This is a genomic window from Alteromonas sp. RKMC-009 (genome assembly GCF_003584565.2).
Taxonomy (GTDB): Bacteria; Pseudomonadota; Gammaproteobacteria; order Enterobacterales; family Alteromonadaceae; genus Alteromonas.
In genome coordinates this window covers 136,483-154,012 of sequence record NZ_CP031010.1, presented here as the reverse complement: position 1 = coordinate 154,012, position 17,530 = coordinate 136,483, and the positions used below count along the sequence as shown (strand labels likewise).

The 17,530-nt window shown below is 48.7% G+C and carries 10 protein-coding genes; 3 read left to right on the top strand and 7 right to left on the bottom strand.

The genetic code is table 11. The features are described 5' to 3' along the window. Window positions 1-7 precede the first annotated feature (7 nt). On the bottom strand, window positions 8-2,668 hold the full coding sequence (locus DS731_RS00670; RefSeq protein ID WP_119499525.1) for a TonB-dependent receptor plug domain-containing protein: 2,661 nt from the start codon (window positions 2,666-2,668) through the stop codon (window positions 8-10). Between the two features lie 500 nt (window positions 2,669-3,168). Between DS731_RS00670 and DS731_RS00665 the strand changes: the two genes are divergently transcribed. Together DS731_RS00665 and DS731_RS00660 are read left to right on the top strand one after the other, a co-directional pair. Then, entirely contained in the window at window positions 3,169-6,801 is a 3,633-nt protein-coding gene (locus tag DS731_RS00665) for a family 78 glycoside hydrolase catalytic domain (protein ID WP_161599059.1), read from the top strand. Between the two features lie 23 nt (window positions 6,802-6,824). Next, a complete protein-coding gene (locus DS731_RS00660; RefSeq protein ID WP_202980692.1) occupies window positions 6,825-8,837 on the top strand; it encodes a glycoside hydrolase family 3 protein in 2,013 nt (670 codons plus the stop codon). A gap of 55 nt (window positions 8,838-8,892) precedes the next feature. Here DS731_RS00660 and DS731_RS00655 read toward each other — a convergent pair whose 3' ends face one another. The 6 genes from DS731_RS00655 to DS731_RS00630 form a co-directional block, all read right to left on the bottom strand. Further along, window positions 8,893-9,231, bottom strand: coding sequence for a type II toxin-antitoxin system RelE/ParE family toxin (locus DS731_RS00655; RefSeq protein ID WP_161599058.1), 339 nt, complete (start codon window positions 9,229-9,231; stop codon window positions 8,893-8,895). Between the two features lie 29 nt (window positions 9,232-9,260). Then, the gene (locus tag DS731_RS00650) at window positions 9,261-9,521 is read right to left on the bottom strand and encodes a hypothetical protein (RefSeq protein ID WP_119499522.1); all 261 of its coding nucleotides are present in this window, start codon (window positions 9,519-9,521) and stop codon (window positions 9,261-9,263) included. 89 nt (window positions 9,522-9,610) lie between these two features. Then, window positions 9,611-10,381, bottom strand: coding sequence for a type I methionyl aminopeptidase (gene map / locus DS731_RS00645; RefSeq protein WP_119499521.1), 771 nt, complete (start codon window positions 10,379-10,381; stop codon window positions 9,611-9,613). Beyond that, window positions 10,374-10,580, bottom strand: a complete 207-nt coding sequence (locus DS731_RS00640) for a ParD-like family protein (RefSeq protein WP_070125995.1) — start codon at window positions 10,578-10,580, stop codon at window positions 10,374-10,376. Before DS731_RS00640 ends, map begins: the two co-directional genes overlap by 8 nt. A gap of 110 nt (window positions 10,581-10,690) precedes the next feature. Further along, window positions 10,691-13,402, bottom strand: a complete 2,712-nt coding sequence (locus tag DS731_RS00635; protein WP_119499520.1) for a glycoside hydrolase family 2 TIM barrel-domain containing protein — start codon at window positions 13,400-13,402, stop codon at window positions 10,691-10,693. 78 nt (window positions 13,403-13,480) lie between these two features. Further along, complete coding sequence (locus DS731_RS00630) at window positions 13,481-15,769, bottom strand: TonB-dependent receptor (RefSeq protein WP_119499519.1); 2,289 nt, start codon at window positions 15,767-15,769, stop codon at window positions 13,481-13,483. A gap of 474 nt (window positions 15,770-16,243) precedes the next feature. On the opposite strand from DS731_RS00630, the gene DS731_RS00625 reads away from it, so the two are divergent. Then, window positions 16,244-17,332 (top strand): MBL fold metallo-hydrolase, encoded by a 1,089-nt coding sequence (locus tag DS731_RS00625; protein ID WP_232373529.1) that lies wholly within the window; start codon window positions 16,244-16,246, stop codon window positions 17,330-17,332. The last annotated feature ends 198 nt before the right edge of the window (window positions 17,333-17,530 follow it).

Genomic DNA, 17,530 nt, shown 5'->3' with positions numbered 1-17,530 from the left:
CACTGAATTACATCTTAAGATTCAGTCCCAGATAAATCACCCGGCCCAGTGTTGAACCACTGATAAAGCCGTTTGCATCATCATAGTAAACTGCATCTTCGTCGAACAGGTTGTCTACGTTTACAGTAACAGATGCCTCTTCCACAAACTCATATTCGCCTAAATCGTACTTACCGAACAGATTTACTGTGGTCAGAGAGTCTGCTGAAGCAACCGCGTTTTCCCAGCCATCGGTGTGAAGAATACGCACAGTACCCAGCATGTTTTCGTAAGTCGCACCTACCTGGGCTAACAGGTTGTAGTCACCACGCTCATCGGTACCTTTTTCATCCTGATACGCCGCGCCCTGTACAGGCTGGAATGTTCTGTCCAGAGTATAAGAACCGGCGACGCTGGCATTCACGCTACCAAAGCTGGTTTGCCATTCTTTGGCGATGTCGAAATCGATACCTGACAGCTTGGTGGCCGTCATATTGTTTCGGCGGGCATCGAAAAGGACGTAGGCTGAATTGCCGTCAGCATACAGACTTTCGATGGACTGACCGTCAATGCGCATGCCATCAGCCGCTGCCAGCGCCTCATCCAGTGTTGGATTAATTGTGTAGTAATCCGAGTAACCTTCCGTGCTGAACAGTACGCTAGGCGTGTAGAACGGTGCCAGGCTGATTGCACTTGAATAGTCCACATCGAAATAGGTCATGCTGACTTTCAGTCCCTCAGAGAACTCTGGTGTCCAGTCGAAACCTACGCTGTATGACTCAGATTCTTCAGGCTGCAGTCCGTCGCTACCTCCGGCAAGAATAATAGTACCGCGATAGAAGTCAGAATCAGCGGCATCCGGCGCCATGAACGGACTGACACTCATTGTAATCGCACGGGTATCAACGGCTGCACCGGAGTCTGCCAGACTTGGCGCCTGGAATGAGGTACCCCATTGTGCACGCAGACGTAAATTGTCCGTAGGTGAATAATCCACACCAATCTTCGGATTGGTCGTGCTGCCCACATCGTTGTAACTGTCGTAACGGATGGATGCAGTAAAGTCGATAGTACCGGCATCGATGTCATCCATCACCGGCACAACCACTTCACTGAAAACAGACTTCACGTTGCGTGACGCGGATGTTTCTGTCATTTGCAGGGCATCTGCTGCGCCACCGCCGAACGAAACGTCATAGTTTTGTTTAAAGTATTCAGTACCCACAGCCAGCATCACATCACCGGCCGGTAAGGAATAAATAGCACCATCCAGTGTAAGACGGATCTGATGGTGGGTTTGCTTGGCATCACCCAGAGTACCGTAGTAAGAAAGAATACTGCTCAGTACCGCAGGGTCTGTTGAAGCTACATCGTACGGGTTCAGCGCAGTAGATACATCCGTGCCGGCCAGCGCAGTAGCAACGGCAGTCGCATTTACGCCGGTTTCTTCACCGTGGGTTTCCGCCCAGCCGTAACTGTATGCGGCTTTCAGACGCCAGTAGTTCGGTAATTCTACGGTCAGTTCCGGCATGAAAGAAAACGCTTTAAAGTCGCTGCTGTTTTTCGCGCCCGGGCCAACTACGTCAGAAAAGCTGAAGTCCACAGTTTGCGAAGTTTCATCACCGATAGCTGTGAAATAAGGGTTATCTGACGTTATCGTGCCGGAAGCACCCAGATCCGTTAACGCGTTGGTCGCATCGCCGGTAATGTCTACACCCCAGTCGCTATAGTAAGTATTCAGGTTGAGGAAAACGTTGTCAGAAAATTCCTGCTCCAGAGCCAGGAAGATGGTGTCCTGCTTTTGTTCCGGTACATAAGAAATACCATCGTTAGGATCACATAAATTACTGCCTTCTGTCAGCGTGTCCATGCGGTAACTGGTCCCGTTTGCCGTGATATTGCCCGGGCTGCACTGACGGGTACGGTAGTCACCGCCGCCGTTGCTTGTGCTGTCAGCAGTAATAAAATCACGGTCTGAGCCCATCACATCACCGTTTTCCGCGTGATAGAAAGACAACATCGCCGCACCGGAATCCCATGAAGTACCGGCAGTCAGGTTAAGGGAACCTGCGGTATAACTGTCACCGAATCCACCTTCAAGGTTTACGGTCACACCATCTTTCGGACGCTGGGTGATAAAGTTAACCACCCCGGCAATGGCATCAGAACCGTAAATAGAAGAACCACCATCCATTACCACTTCTACCGTGCTTAATACTGAAGGAGGAATGGCCGCAGCATTTGGAACGGTTTGGATAATACCCGACCCCGGTAAACGTAAACCGTTCAGCAGTACCAGTGTCGTGCTACCACCACCGGTACCGATATCCCGCAATTTTGGCATCGGCATGCCCTGACCAATATCAGTCGCCATGGTCGGGCGGCTGTTGAAGGTGCTGGTCATTTGCGGAATTTGTGCAAGAAGTTCGTTGCTGTCAGGCACACCAATTTCAGCGACATCTTCTTCTGAAATCCCTACAACGTTAGTACCTACCGGTGTTGCACCGCGGATAAGGGTACCAGTTGCTGAACCACGAACTTCAATGGTTTCTACCATTGGATCCGGTTCAGATTGTGCAGACTCTGCTTCCTGTGCAACTGCACATTGAGAAAAAGAAGCAGTGATAAGTGCCGCGAGTACAGAACGGCGGAAAACTGGTGTGGTTGTCAGTCCTGAAAATGAAGCCATTTTCAACTCCTTGCGTGGTTGTGTCAGTGATTTATCTAATTTTTGGCAGCGTGTTATTTTTATTAAAACTGCTCGATATTAATTAACATTGAGGCAACAAAGTACATCGACAATCATATGCAGTCAATAACAATCACAAACAAATATGATTAATACCAGCTATTGATAAAATTCATGGATAAAAAACAAGCAATTTTTTGCGAACTGACAGATCGACGCAGAACTGGATGTAAAGTTGATAAAACATGCTTTGCAGCGCATCCAAAATGCGCTAATCACTTTACAGCGCACTACACCGGCGCGGATTATTCAGTCCGGTTGGTAACACTCACACGCCTCCAAAACCATTCGTTTCCGGTGAACCGCCGTTAACACATTGACAACATCTATATGCTTAGGGCAACATGCCAATCACTTTCAATCATAACGTTTCAGGAAAACTGACGATATATTCAGTTTCACTTGAACAGATTGCCATCAGGTATGTACCGGAGATTTGCATGCGCAAACTTATTCTCACCCTTGCTGTTGCAGCACCCGCCACGTTACTTTCAGCTTGCGGAGGAACTGGCAGCGTCGGAAGTGTTACTGATCAGTTTGATCTTGCAGCACTGAAAACTGACTATCGCACCCAACCCATTGGCATTGACGTCACTACGCCCCGTTTTAGTTGGCAGATGTCAGCCAAAGGCGGAGCAAAAGGTCTTAGCCAGTCGGCTTACCGCATCCGCGTGACAGATGAAAACGGCGCGCAGGTATGGGACTCCGGCAAACAAAACTCCTCAGAAGCGCTGCATATTACCTATAAGGGCAAGCCTTTAAGCCCGCGTACACAGTACACATGGCAGCTGACGGTATGGGACAGCGAAGGCGATGCGAGTGAAGCCACCTCTACTTTTGAAACAGGCTTACTGGATACCTCACTGAATGCCTGGAACGGCGCAACCTGGATTGGTGGTGATGACAACGCCCTCCCCCTGTATGGCGATTATCTGCCTCTCTTCCGTATCGGTGCAGATATCACCATTGCTGAAGGTGGTACAGCCGGCGGTATTGTTTATGCGGCTAATGACCCGAGAATGATGGATAAGTATAAGAATATCTATCAGGTAGAAAGCGGCGAAGACGAGAGTTATTTCAAGATTGAGCTGGACGTGGAAGGTGTTGAAAACGGTGAACCGGCGACGCTGAACTTTTACCGTGCCGGTTACACGCCGGATGACAACGCAGATACACCGGTTAAATCCTTCGATATTAAGCAATCATTGATCAATGCCTATAACCGTTTTAAACCTCACCACCTGCTTATCAATAATGAATTCGGCAATGTCACCGTTCAGTTAGATGGCAACCCTGCATTCTGGGTGGGTGCGGAATCTGAAGAAAAATCCGGATTCCAGATGATGTTTCCGCCACTGGTGGAAGGGGCAACGGTACAGCTGAATCCTCTGGGTCACAACCACGACTATGTTACCTATGGCATGCTTAACGATATAGGTGTAGCGGCAGATGCTGGTACAACCGTCACAGTAAGCAATCTGACGGTGAGCAACATGCACACGCCTCACAGCGTGCTGTTTAATGGCGCCGAGCATGGCGCTGCATTCGCAGAAAAATCTGCTCAGGTCAGCGATACCAAAGCAGGGATTACCTTCACCGGCTCTGATGACAGCCAGCTGGTTGTTGTTGATACCCAAAAAAACGGTATGCCGCAGTTACGTACTGAGTTTGATGTGGCAGAAAAGGCCGTCAGCAAAGCCCGTCTGTATGTGACCGCGCGGGGCATTTACGAATACTATGTGAACGGTGAAAAGGTTAGTAACGATTATTACAATCCGGGCCTTACCCAATACAACCTGACCCACCTTTATCAGTCTTATGATGTCACCAGTGCCATTCAAAAAGGTGAAAACGCCATGGGCGCACGGCTGGGCGAAGGTTGGTGGAGCGGTATGCTGGGCTTCGGCAACACCTGGAATGGATTTGGTGATCGACAGTCGTTGCTCGCGCAACTGGTCATTACCTATGAAGACGGCTCTGAGAGTATTGTGGTTACCCAACCGGGCAGCTGGCAGTTCAGCGACACGTCACCGGTAGTGTACGGCAGTTTGTCTATGGGTGAAGTGTACGATGCCCGAATCGCAGAAGCGCAGGCAGGCTGGGCGACCCCGTCGTTTGAAGGTGAATGGGAACCGGCAGTTGAAATTTCTCTTGAGGAAACAAAAGCGCAGAATGTACAACCAAACATGATGCGCCCTGCACAAACGCTGTCGTACGACAATATGAAGCTTATCGGGCAAATTGGTGAACCGGCCCGTAAATTTACCACCGTTCAGGCAAAAAGTGTGGAAGAGGTGCGACCCGGCGTGTTTGTCTACGACCTTGGACAAAATATCGTTGGCGTACCTCGTCTGCATTTCGCAGACGGTAAATCAGGTGAAGCCGTTACCGTGCGCTTTGCCGAAATGCTCTATCCGGACTTACCAGAATCAGGCCCGAACGTGGGCATGATCATGACAGAAAATTATCGCGCCGCACTCAGTCAGGATATCTATATCATGACTGACGGCGAGCAAACCTTTGAGCCGCATTACACTTCACATGGCTTCCAGTACATTGAAGTCACAGGCATTGAAAAGCCTCTGCCCCTTGAAGCGGTCAACGGTGTGGTAGTAAGTTCAGTACAGGCGCTGACTGCCAGTTACGAATGTTCAGACGACAAGGTTAATCAGCTATGGTCAAACCTGACATGGTCTAACGTAGATAACTTTCTGTCTGTACCGACTGACTGTCCACAGCGAAACGAACGTATGGGCTGGTCCGGCGACATCAACGTGTTTGCCCCCACCGCGACGTATGTGAGTGATGCCTCACAGTTTATGCGTCGCCATTTACAGGCAATGCGGGATACTCAGGCTGACAGTGGCCGGTATGCAGACGTTGCTCCTGTTGGCGGCGGTTTCGGTGGCGTGCTGTGGGGCGTAGCCGGTATCACCGTTGCGTGGGAAACCTACTTTCAATATGGTGATAAAGGCTTGCTCGCTGAACACTACGCGTCCATGAATGAATACATGACATTCCTGCACGACTCCATCGACAGCGAAACCGGCTTAAGCACTGACTCAGGTTTAGGAGACTGGTTAGGCCCGCAGAACAATCAGTTAGGTGCAGATTATCTGGCTACCGCTTATCACATTTATGCGCTGGATATTATGGCGCAGGTAGCAGCGGTACTGGGCGATGATGCGCAGGCCCGCGAGTACCGCAATCAGTATGATGAACGCAAAGCCTTCTTTAACGATAAGTTCGTGAATGATGAACAGCAAACCGTTGGCCTGGTGGGCGGCCCGAGTATGTTTAATCCGGTGGCTCCACCGGCAGAATGGGCAGTAGCAGACACCCAAACCTCGTTTGCGGTTGGTCTGGCGATGAACGCATTCAACGAAGATAACGCAGCAGCGATGGCAGAGAAGCTCACCCGTTCGGTATCGTCACAAAACGTTGACGATGCAGGGAAAACCCGCCCGGCTTACTCTTTGATGACCGGCTTTATTGGTACTGCCTGGATCAGCAAAGCGCTGTCTGAGAATGGCTATACCGGTGATGCATACCGCTTATTGCTCAACGACCAGTATCCGTCGTGGTTGTATCCTATCGACCAGGGTGCAACAACAATTTGGGAACGCCTGAACGGTTACACAGTAGAAGACGGATTCGGTGGCAATAACAGCATGAACTCCTTCAACCACTATTCATTCGGTGCTATCGGTGAATGGTTAATCAGCCACTCAGGCGGTATTCAACGACTGAGCCCCGGTTTTAAAACCTTTGCGTTGAAGCCGGAGTTTGACCCGCAGAACGAAATTGACTGGGTAAAAGCTGAATATGATTCACCTTACGGAAAAATTTCGAGCCACTGGCAAGTAAAAGATGGTAAGTTTGACTACCGGGTAACCATTCCTGCTAACACGACAGCAACAATTTCGTTACCCGGCGCGCAGCAAGCATTGAAGATTGACGGCGAGAATGTGACAGCCAGTAAGTTCGTAGCTAACGTTTCCCGTGCCGGTGAATTGAACACCTTTTCATTAGGTTCAGGTACTTACCAGATCACAGGCGCCGTTAACGAATAATTATCCGGTCAAGGACACGATTAATGAAAAAGCATACAGCAACATTGGGTAGTGCCTGCCTTATCACTACCGCTATGCTTACTGGTTGTGGCGAGAAACCCTCGCCCTCCCGGGTTGAGCAACCGAAGAAAGATTCTGCCCCTGTAAGCCAGGTGGCGGTAAAAACCACCAGCAAAGCGGTTATCGAACAGGACGGCCTGACTTTCCGTGATTTGAATGCCGATGGCAAACTTACCCCGTATGAAGACTGGCGTTTGCCGGTTGAAGAACGTGTGGCCGACCTGGTTGCACGCATGACGCTGGAAGAAAAAGCCGGTGAAATGGTGCACGGCACACTGCCTGGTAAAAATGGATTTGCCGGTTTTTCTCAGGACGGCTATGACATCGATGTCGCCACATCACTGTTCAAAGATAAACACATCGGCAGTTATATCAGCCGCCTGAATATGTCTCCGGCAGATCTGGCCGTTGAGAACAACAAAGTTCAGGCACTGGCAGAAACCACCCGGCTGGGTATTCCTGCTATCATCAGTACCGACCCGCGCAACCACTTCCAGTACGTGCTAGGTGCTGCAGAGTCTACCGATGGTTTCACGCAGTGGCCTGAGCCTCTTGGTTTTGGTGCGCTGAACGACCCTGAAATTACCGAACAGTTTGGTGACATTACCCGTCAGGAATACCGTGCAACCGGTTTTACCATGGCGTTATCACCGCAGGCTGACTTAGCCACTGAACCCCGCTGGCCCCGTATCATTGCCACCTTCGGTAGCCATGCTGGTGAAGTGAGTAAGCAGGTTGGCGCGTATATTCGTGGTTTCCAGGGCAGTTCTGATGGCATCACGCCGGAAGGCGTATCAACTGTTACCAAACACTGGGTGGGTTACGGTGCAGCGGTAGAAGGTTTTGATGGCCATAACTATTACGGCCGCAATGCCCAACTGGACGATACCAGTTTTGAAGACCATATCCGCGCATTTGACGGAGCTTTCGAAGCCAAAACCACCGGCATTATGCCTGCGTATCCTATCTTACACGGCATCACTGTAGACGGTGAGCCGGTAGAAGCAGTAAGCCCGGGCTTCAACAAACAAATACTGCAAAACCTGCTGCGCGGCGATGCCGGCTTTAAAGGTGTTGTTGTTTCAGACTGGGCGGTAACCCGGGACTGTAGCGAAGAATGCAAGGCACCGACTAAACCACAAGGTGTGCGGGAAATTGCGACGCCGTGGGGTGTGGAAGACCTGACGATTCCTGAGCGTTTCGTGAAAGGTATTACCGCAGGTATCGACCAGTTCGGCGGTGAAGACCAGCCTGAAATCATCGTTAACGCGGTACATGAAGGCAAACTGACAGAAGCGCGTATCGATGAGTCGGCCACCCGTATTCTTACACTGAAGTTTGAGCTCGGTTTATTCGACAACCCCTACGTGGATGAAGCGACTGCAGCATCGAATGTAGGTAAACCGGAATGGCGGGCACTGGCACGGGAAGTTCAGGCAAAATCTCAGGTGCTACTGAAAAATGCAGATAAGCTGCTGCCACTGGCTGACTCGATGAAGAAAGTGTTCGTTGATGGCTTAAATGCAGAGGCACTTACCGCTCGTGGCTTTGAAGTTGTGACCGACCCGGCCCAAGCCGACTTTGCGATTTTCCGCTTCTCAACGCCAAGTGAAAAGCTGCATCCGAACCACTTCTTCGGCAGCCGCCAGAACGAAGGCCGCGTGTCATTCCGCGAAGACGATGAGAAGTATCAGCAAATGTTGGCCGTCAGCCAGCAAGTGCCAACTATCTTATCCGTCTTCCTGGAACGCCCCATGATCATGGGTGAATTGAACAATACCGCAGGCGCTATTCTGGCTAACTTCGGTAGTGCTGACGATGCCGTGATTGATGTGCTAACCGGCAAAGTATCACCCACCGGCACCCTGCCGCTGGAGCTGCCTTCTTCTGATGAAGCCGTAGAAGCACAGAAACCCGGTTATGCAGACGACAGCGAAAACCCGCTGTATAAACGCCGCGCAGGACTGACGTTCTAATCCTGATGTTTAAGCGCTAATGAAAAAGGCAGCTTCGGCTGCCTTTGTTATCTTGTCATTTGTAAATAAGACAGTAATCTACGAGAAGCGCAACCAGATCTTGTTTCTGAGAACAGAAGAGAACGACGATGATGGCATCTGCAGCCCGATCGTGGCGATACAATATTCGAAAGCCATCGACATTAAACTCTCTGTAATTAAAGACGCCCAGTGTCGACAGATAAGGAGAAACAGGAGCAGCCTCAGAGCCTGCAGCCAATGTGAATTCAAAACGCTCAATTGCCCTGAATACTCTTTCCAGCACTTCTTCCTCTGAAGTGAATGGGGCCAGGTGCTGAACACAGAGTTCAACAAGTTGTTCAAATGTCTTCGTATAGTAAATGGAGTAGTCCACGGCAGAGTTCCTTTCTGCTTGGAAACAAATTAGCGGCTCTCAGACGCAGCCTTTAGTTTTTGCCTCAGACGGGTTTTAAGAACATCAGAATCAATCACTTCACCCGCAGCTACATCTTTTTCGGAAAACGTGGACATTTTCAGCATTGCGATAGCATCATCCCTGAACTTTCTCTGAGCATAATTCTCGATAACGTAGGCAGGCTCCCCGTTTTGCGTCACAACAATAGGTTCGTCAACAGGCAGATCTGCTGCATGTTTTTCTATAAAACTTATTGGCTTAATTTGCACAACTTACCCCCTACGTCGGAATGAAGCTCATTTATAGACCAAATTATAAGCACGTTCAAGCCGTCACTCTGGCCAGTCTTTGTTGCTTACTACTTCTCTTCATCCCGCAACGTAAGCACTTCGAACCCGGTTTCAGTCACCAGAATGGTGTGCTCCCATTGTGCTGAGAGTTTTTTGTCGCGGGTCACCACTGTCCAGCCGTCTTTCTTTTGCTTGGTTTTGTAGGTGCCCTGATTAATCATCGGCTCAATGGTAAATGTCATGCCCGGCACTAAATGCATGCCAGTGCCCTTACGGCCATAGTGCACAACTTGCGGTTCTTCATGCATTTCACGGCCAATACCGTGCCCGCAGTAATCCCGCACGACACTGAAGCCTTCTTTTTCTACATGCGACTGAATAGCATGACCAATATCACCCAGTGTAGCGCCTGGCTTTACAGTTTCGATGCCTTTCCACATGGCTTCGTAAGTCGTATCTACGAGCTTTTTCGCAATGGGTGATACTTTACCGATGCAATACATTTTGCTGCTGTCGGCAATAAAGCCATTTTTCTCAAGCGTGATATCCACATTCACGATATCCCCTTCCCGCAGCTTCTTTGCCACCGACGGCACGCCGTGACATACCACTTCGTTTACCGATGAATTAAGCACATATTCATAGCCGTACTGCCCTTTGCTGGCCGGTCTTGCCTGCAAGGTATCAGTGATGAATGCATCGACGAAATCATTCACTTCCATGGTGGTCATGCCGGCCTGAATTTCTTTGTCCAGCGCATGAAATACACTGGCCAGTAACCGACCGGATTCACGCATCAATGCGATTTCCTGTGCATTTTTTATCGATACATTACTCATGAACCAACCTCACTGTAGATACGTTTTGCTGACGTTTTTCCTGTTCCAGAATTTGCTCATAGGTAAGCGTGGGGTTTTGCTCTGCAAGTCTCCCGATTTTCATCCAGAACTCAGCCTGCGAATTGATAGAACGCTCCATCACCACACTGTTCTTACGCACTTCTTCGTGCAATTGTTCGGAGATTTTAACAATGCCCATGAATATACCAATAAAATATGATTTGCTACATATTGCTACACTCTATAAAAAGAGTCAAAAAAAGCCCGGGCACGCTGTTCACGGCCGGGCGAAATAACACGCATTCTATTTTACTTAACGGGCATCACACTTATTGCTGACACATAAGCGTCACCTACTGACGGCTTAAAACTGAGTTCAAGACTGCCATCTGCCACATTCACATTTTCTGCCACCGTAAACGCGGTAAAACTTCCATCTGCATTTTGTTTTCCAGAGATATTCACAAACAGAGTACTTCCCTCCGCGAATACATCAAAGCGGCTTTTACTGTCTGGAGCGACTAAAGAGAGTGTGACCTTATACTGCCCGTTATCCAACGGTAAATGATATGAGAACTCACCGGCACGGTAAGTTGTATGCAAAGCCTGCTCTTGCGTATTCCCGATTACTGCTTTAACTGATGGTCTACCCCACCCCCCTGGCTTATCAAGCGACATTGCTTTTCCTCCGGTAAAGAAGTCATCCGAGCCGAAATGGGCTTTTGACGAATCCGCTGACATAATGGCGCCCGCATCAATGTAATATGCGTTGATCTGCGATTCATCCAGATGCCACATCACACTGTCTTCAACGCGATCTGAAGGTGCGGAAGCGAAACTACTTGCCCGCGCTACAATCTTATTTTGTCCAGCCACTAGCCGCACATCCCGCCAGACACAGGTGTTCTGATCGCAATCAGGAGCCTCACTCACTTCCCGATCATTCACCAACAACTCGACTTGTTTGCCGTTACTGTACACCTTGATATCGGTGGTTTGGTAAGCCCGCTGTATATAGCGCCGTGAAGCAATATGAACCATAGGGTGAGCTGACCAGTTCGCCTGGTAGAAATAATATGCATCCTTCTTTATGGCGCGATCATAAGTGATGAGCCCTTTGGTATTAATATCCTGTGAGTCACCTTCTCTTCGAGTAGTTGTCGCAAAGTCAAAACCATTCCAAATCCAGTTTGCCCACAGGTAATCCCGCGCACTGAGTACGCGCCAATTCTCCTCATGCACATAGCTCATATACTCTTCCGGCTGATTTCTGCCGGTTGCCGCTACCGGCCCTCCCAGAGGATTGTCAGAATGGAAGCTAGGCGCTCCGCCTGCGCCGTATTCAGTGACAGCCAGCGGCTGCTCCGGATATTGCTTATGCAAGGCGTCGAGGTTCTCCGCCAGGCCTGCAGGCTCGCCGTAGTACCAGCCAAAATAGCGGTTTGCGCCCGTAGTAGTGGTGATAGCGGAGGTGTTGGGCACCTTTGACTGATCCCATGTTGGCACACCCGCACAACAGTTGGCTAACGTCGAGTTACGCGTCGGATCCAACTGCGCTACTTCCGCTTTCAAGCGATTTAAGATAGGTCGCGGATCAGGATTAGAGCCGGGACTACTCTGCACGAACACGGGGACGACGGCACCAAAGTCAACTTCGTTGGCTATACCCCATACCGCTACAGAGGGGTGATTAAAGTTCTGCTTAACCATTTCTGTGAGTTGCAGACTGGCGTTATCAGCTAACGCGGTATTTACAGCCTCATGTTCCTCGCCGTAACGCCACGCAGAAACAAGCGGGATTTCGTCCCACAACAACAGGCCAAGTTTGTCAGCCAAATCGTGCACTGGCTGACCATGAGGATAATGTGCCAGCCGGATAGTATTTACCCCCATATCCATCAGCAATTGCACATCTTCTTCTATTTCTTCAGCAGAGACTGCCCAACCTTTTCCTTCTCTGTCCTGATGATAGCCCACACCGCGAAGCTCAAGGGATTGACCATTTAACGTCAATCCTTTATCTGCCGAGATATCAATGGTGCGCAAGCCGATATTTTGCTTCACCGTATCGAGGAGATTGTCATTGTTGTCTAATATCGACACTGCGAGCGTGTATAAATAAGGGTCATCTATACCTTGCCATAATTGTGGTGAAGATACGGAAAGAGACACATCGGTTATTTCTGTTTCATCCGGCTGAAGCAAAATATCCCGGACATCTTTTGCTACTATCTTTCCAGTATCGTCAGTCAATTGAGTAAGTAGCGTTACGTTTTCTGCTTCGCCTTCATTGCTAGTGATCCTGCTTTCGATGCTAACCACCGCCTTGTCGCCCTCAACCGCGGTAGTCGCGTAAACGCCAGGACCACCAAAGTCTTTCATATCAACATGAATATTACTCGTTGTGATAAGTCTTACCGGCCGGTAAATTCCCCCATGTACAAAAAAATCTCCGGCAATAGGTAACGTATCTGCAGTGGTTGAATCTGCTGTTGGCTTGCTGTTGTCTGCCTGAACCACCAGAACGTTAGGTCGGCCTACGTTTATGAGGTCAGTGATATCAAAGCGAAAACGATTAAAGCTTCCGCGATGTTCACCGGCAAATTCTCCATTAACCCACACATTTGCCACACGACTTACTGCATCAAATTCCAGCCAAAGCCTTTTATTTTCAGTCTGTGCAGGTACATTAAACACTTTCCGGTAGAGGCCCTTACCCTGCGTATTATTAATATTGCCTGCGTTATGAATATGAGCTGACTGATCATCGAGATAATAGCCTACGCGGTTCCAGGAATGGGGCACGGAGACATACTCTGCGCCAGTCCATTTAAATGTTGGGGCATGGATACCCGCTGGAATTTCATCGGCAAAGATAAACTGCCAGTCGTTATTCAGTGTTTGCTGGTCTCGTACTTCCACATTTTTTGGTAAGTCAGCATTAAAATCAGCAACCTGAGTACAAGCGATAAGAATACAAACCGCGGGTAAGATGAAAAAGAGTGCGCTACAACGCTTCATGAACTCTCCTTAAATATGTTTAAAATGACAAAAGCAGCATGGATTGTTGTCATACTGCTTTTGTTAATCATGTTAGTGTCAGAATCGATAAGACACGTTTACACCGAAATAGCGCATAGCTCCCCGCGACCAACGTTTCGAGAGTGCTGTCAGGCCCTGAAAACGCTCATCATAATTTGTGTAACCCATAGAATAATTTTCATCAAAAAGGTTGTTGACGAATACGGTCACTTTGTAACGATCCTGGTTGTCCACGATGCCAACGCCGGCGTTAGCAATCCCATATGCTTCCTGACGGTTTAACGGGTCGCCGTACAAGTCGTAGCTTACATCGTCTTGCCACTGGTAACTTGCCTGCGCAAACCAGCTGAATTCGTATCCCTGAGCAGGCTGTTCCCAATAAGCGGCAAGGTTGTATTTGAAATCGGGAGAGTTATTGAGGTCATGTCCGCTTAAGTCCTGTACATTCAGGCCTTCTATATCTGCAGACAATGTGCAGCCTTCAGCTTCAGTTTGTCCACCGTAACAGGGCGCATTGACGAACGACTCAATAACAGCGTCGGTATAAGCAATGGAAGCATCCAATCGCAAAGCATCAGTAGCCTGATAAGAGAACTCGGTTTCTATGCCTTTAGTGCGAAGCTCACCCACATTATTCAACGTGAACACTGGCGCGCCATTTTCGTCATTACGACCGCCCTGTGCCTGGTAATCCTCGAAATCTGTCATAAACGCAATGATTTCATAGCTAAAATTCCGGCTATCAGAAAACCCTTTTATGCCTAGTTCGTAAGATACCGACGTTTCTTCCCCAATTGGGTTGTCCGCGTCATTTTGCGTAAACCCGGATGCAACATCATAAGCCTGACCTTTATAGCCTGTACTTACAGAGCCAAATATCATGGTGCCATTTTCGAGAAAATGACGAAGTGCGACCTTACCGGTAACAGCATCCTGATCATCATTTCCACTGAAAGTAGCAGCACTGGTTGGATTCAACACATATCCGTTCGCATAATAATCATTGAAGTCGACAGATATTTTTTCATGGTTGAAGCGAAGCCCTACATCAACAAAAGTACTTTCTGAAATCTCGTAAGCCCCCTGCCCGAACAAAGCGATGGATTCTGAGTCCGCTTGCGCATCCCATTTATCAAGCACGAACACCAAAGGCTTTCGATCGAAATCCCGGTATACCGATTGATCGCTATAAAAAAGCCCGGTTATGAATTCGAATTTTTCAAACAATGTACCGGTGAGACGCAGTTCCTGGGTAAAAGCATCAGCGTCAATGTAGCCTTTTTGCTCAACCTGAGGGCCGGTCAGCCCCAGTGGATTGAATCTCTCTTGCAGAAATGGAGGAAAAGCATCTTCGATCGCAACGTCTGTCAAATCGGCATCTGCAATAGCTGCTTGTTCAAATGACTGAAAGCTTGATACGGAAGTAAATACCAGATCGTCATTGATATTATAATTTAGCTTAAGAACAGCCAGCGACTGGTCTGTTTCGAACTCATTGGGTATATCACGTCTGACGTTGCGATTATCTTCTCCCGGCACCTCGCCTTCACCAACAACCCCTTCTTCTGCATCGACCCAGGTGGGGGTACTTCCACCTTCGATATGTGAGATGTCGTAAATTAGCGTGGCGTCTAGCTCATCTGTTGCATACCAGAGTAATTTTCCGCGCAAGCCATGGCTCTTCTCACCGTTTTCTTTTTCGCCGGTAGTTAAGTTATTAAGATAGCCGTCACGATCTTTGTAATAGCCATTAATCCGATAACTCAGCGTATCTGAAGCAGGGCCGGATAAGGTTATCAGGCCTTTGACCTCATCATCACTTGTCAGGCCTGCTTCCACCCTGCCTTCGAAATCCGGCGATGGCGCTTTAGTGGTTACGTTTACAACACCCGCAGACGCATTCTTACCAAACAGGGTTCCCTGAGGACCTCTTAACACTTCGACCTGCTGTATATCTGTAAGATTACTAAAAGCTTGTGCAGCCATCATCAGCGGCACTTCATCGACAACCACCGCCACACTGGATTCCACACCGATGCTATAAGCTGATGTGCCGACGCCCCGCATGCGAATGCTACTTGATTGAGGATCGTCACCATGCTCTACCGTCAATGATGGAGAGACCCGGGTCACATCGTCAAAGTTCTTTACATCGAGTCTTTCAAGGGCGCTTTCTCCTAGTACTGACACGGCTACAGGTATAGTTTGCTGCGCCTGGGCTCGCTTTTGCGCCTTTACTTCAATAATTTCAAGCTCGGCGGCCACGGCATCAATCGAAACGCCCGATACGAGTGCAGAAATACAAATGGCTAATGGTGATAGATTTTTTTCGCTCGCAGGTTTCATAAGTTCTCTCAAATAACTCTTTTCATTTGAAATTGGTAAAACAGAAATATTTGGTAAGGCCAATATACGTTAAATATAAACATTGACAACCTTCTGTTAACAACTTTCTTGAAACCCTACGGCCAACAATGCAAAACATAATGAAAAATTTATTAATTTCATGCATATACGGTTGCTACCAAGATATGGATAGCAGTCATCAAAAATATAGATATATTAACATTTGGTATTTTCATAGAGTAAATCCCATATTCAACACATAACAACCGGCCTTACCAAATGCCACATATGAAGGTATCCTTTAAAATATGAACCCAAGTCACTCTTCACCCCTGCCTTGCTTTACCAGCCGGAAAATCGGCATAGTACTGACTTGAACGCAGAAAGATTGCGTCCCTGCCACGATTTAGCTGATAATTTTTGAACGCACTAAATGACGGTGAGTAAGTTGCCGGAGTACCTGCTTTGGGTGTTATGAAGAAATTACTGGTCTGGTCGCTGGCCATTGTGATACTGCTGTTTGTCAGCGGTTTTTTATTTGTGACATTGTCGCCGGTATTTGGTGGTAAGCCTGATGAACAAACCCGGGCGCGGATGCTGGCTTCCGATAACTTTAAAGACGACATTTTTGTTAACCGCCACCCAGTTTCCGACAATCCCGACAGCGCGAAGCCTCCCATGGGAAAATGGCTGAATTCGGTTATCTTCCCGCCGGCGGGTAAGCACCCTACCGGCTTGCTGCCGGCGAAATTGCCGGATTTTGTTGCACAGCAAACACCTCCGTTTACCTGGTTCGGACACTCCACCATTCTTATCAACACCGGTTCAATGACTGTGCTGACGGATCCTGTTTTTTACCGCGCTTCTCCTGTGTGGTTGATTGGCACACCGTATCCGGCGGATAAAAAGCTCACTATCGACGGTCTTCCGTATATCGACGCGGTACTGATTTCTCATGACCACTATGACCATCTGGATGCCAAAGCCATCGCAGAGCTTGATAGTAAAACAGGTCACTTCTATGTCCCCCTTGCTGTGCGGGCGCATTTACTGAAATGGGGTATAGACGACAGTAAAATTACTGAGCTGGACTGGTTCGGTGATGCCATGCTGAATGATACGCGGTTTATATTCACGCCGTCGAAACATTTCAGCGGCCGCAAGCCCGGACAACGCAATGACACACTGTGGGGTTCGTGGGTTGTTCAGGCACCCGAAGTGTCGGTATATTTCAGTGGTGACGGTGGCTACAGCCCCGATTTTGCCGAAATAGGAAAGCGGTTTGGTCCTTTCGATATGGCATTTATGGAAGACGGCGCTTACAGCCCCTACTGGCCGGAAATTCACATGTTGCCGGAAGAGTCCGTGCAGGCATCGCTGGATGTTAAAGCGAAGAACGTGATGCCAATCCACTGGGGTAAGTTCGACCTCGCTTTTCATGACTGGAACGAGCCTGTGATCCGGTTCACCAGGGCCGCCGAAGGCAAGAACCTGAATGTAGCAACACCACACATTGGCGAAACATTCACACTGGAATCGCTGCCGCAACAAAAATGGTGGTAACCGGATTCACGTTTTAAATGTATCCGCTTAGTGTTTATATTTATCTGACGGCTGAAGAAGCCGGTGTTCGTATTAAACGGATAAATGTTTTTGCTGGCCAGATCGCTACGGGAAACAAAGCTCTTCAGTGGCGGAAGCATTTTCATCGCTGACCTGCTCTACATCTTATTCCGCGTTTGCTTAGTTAATACCAACACT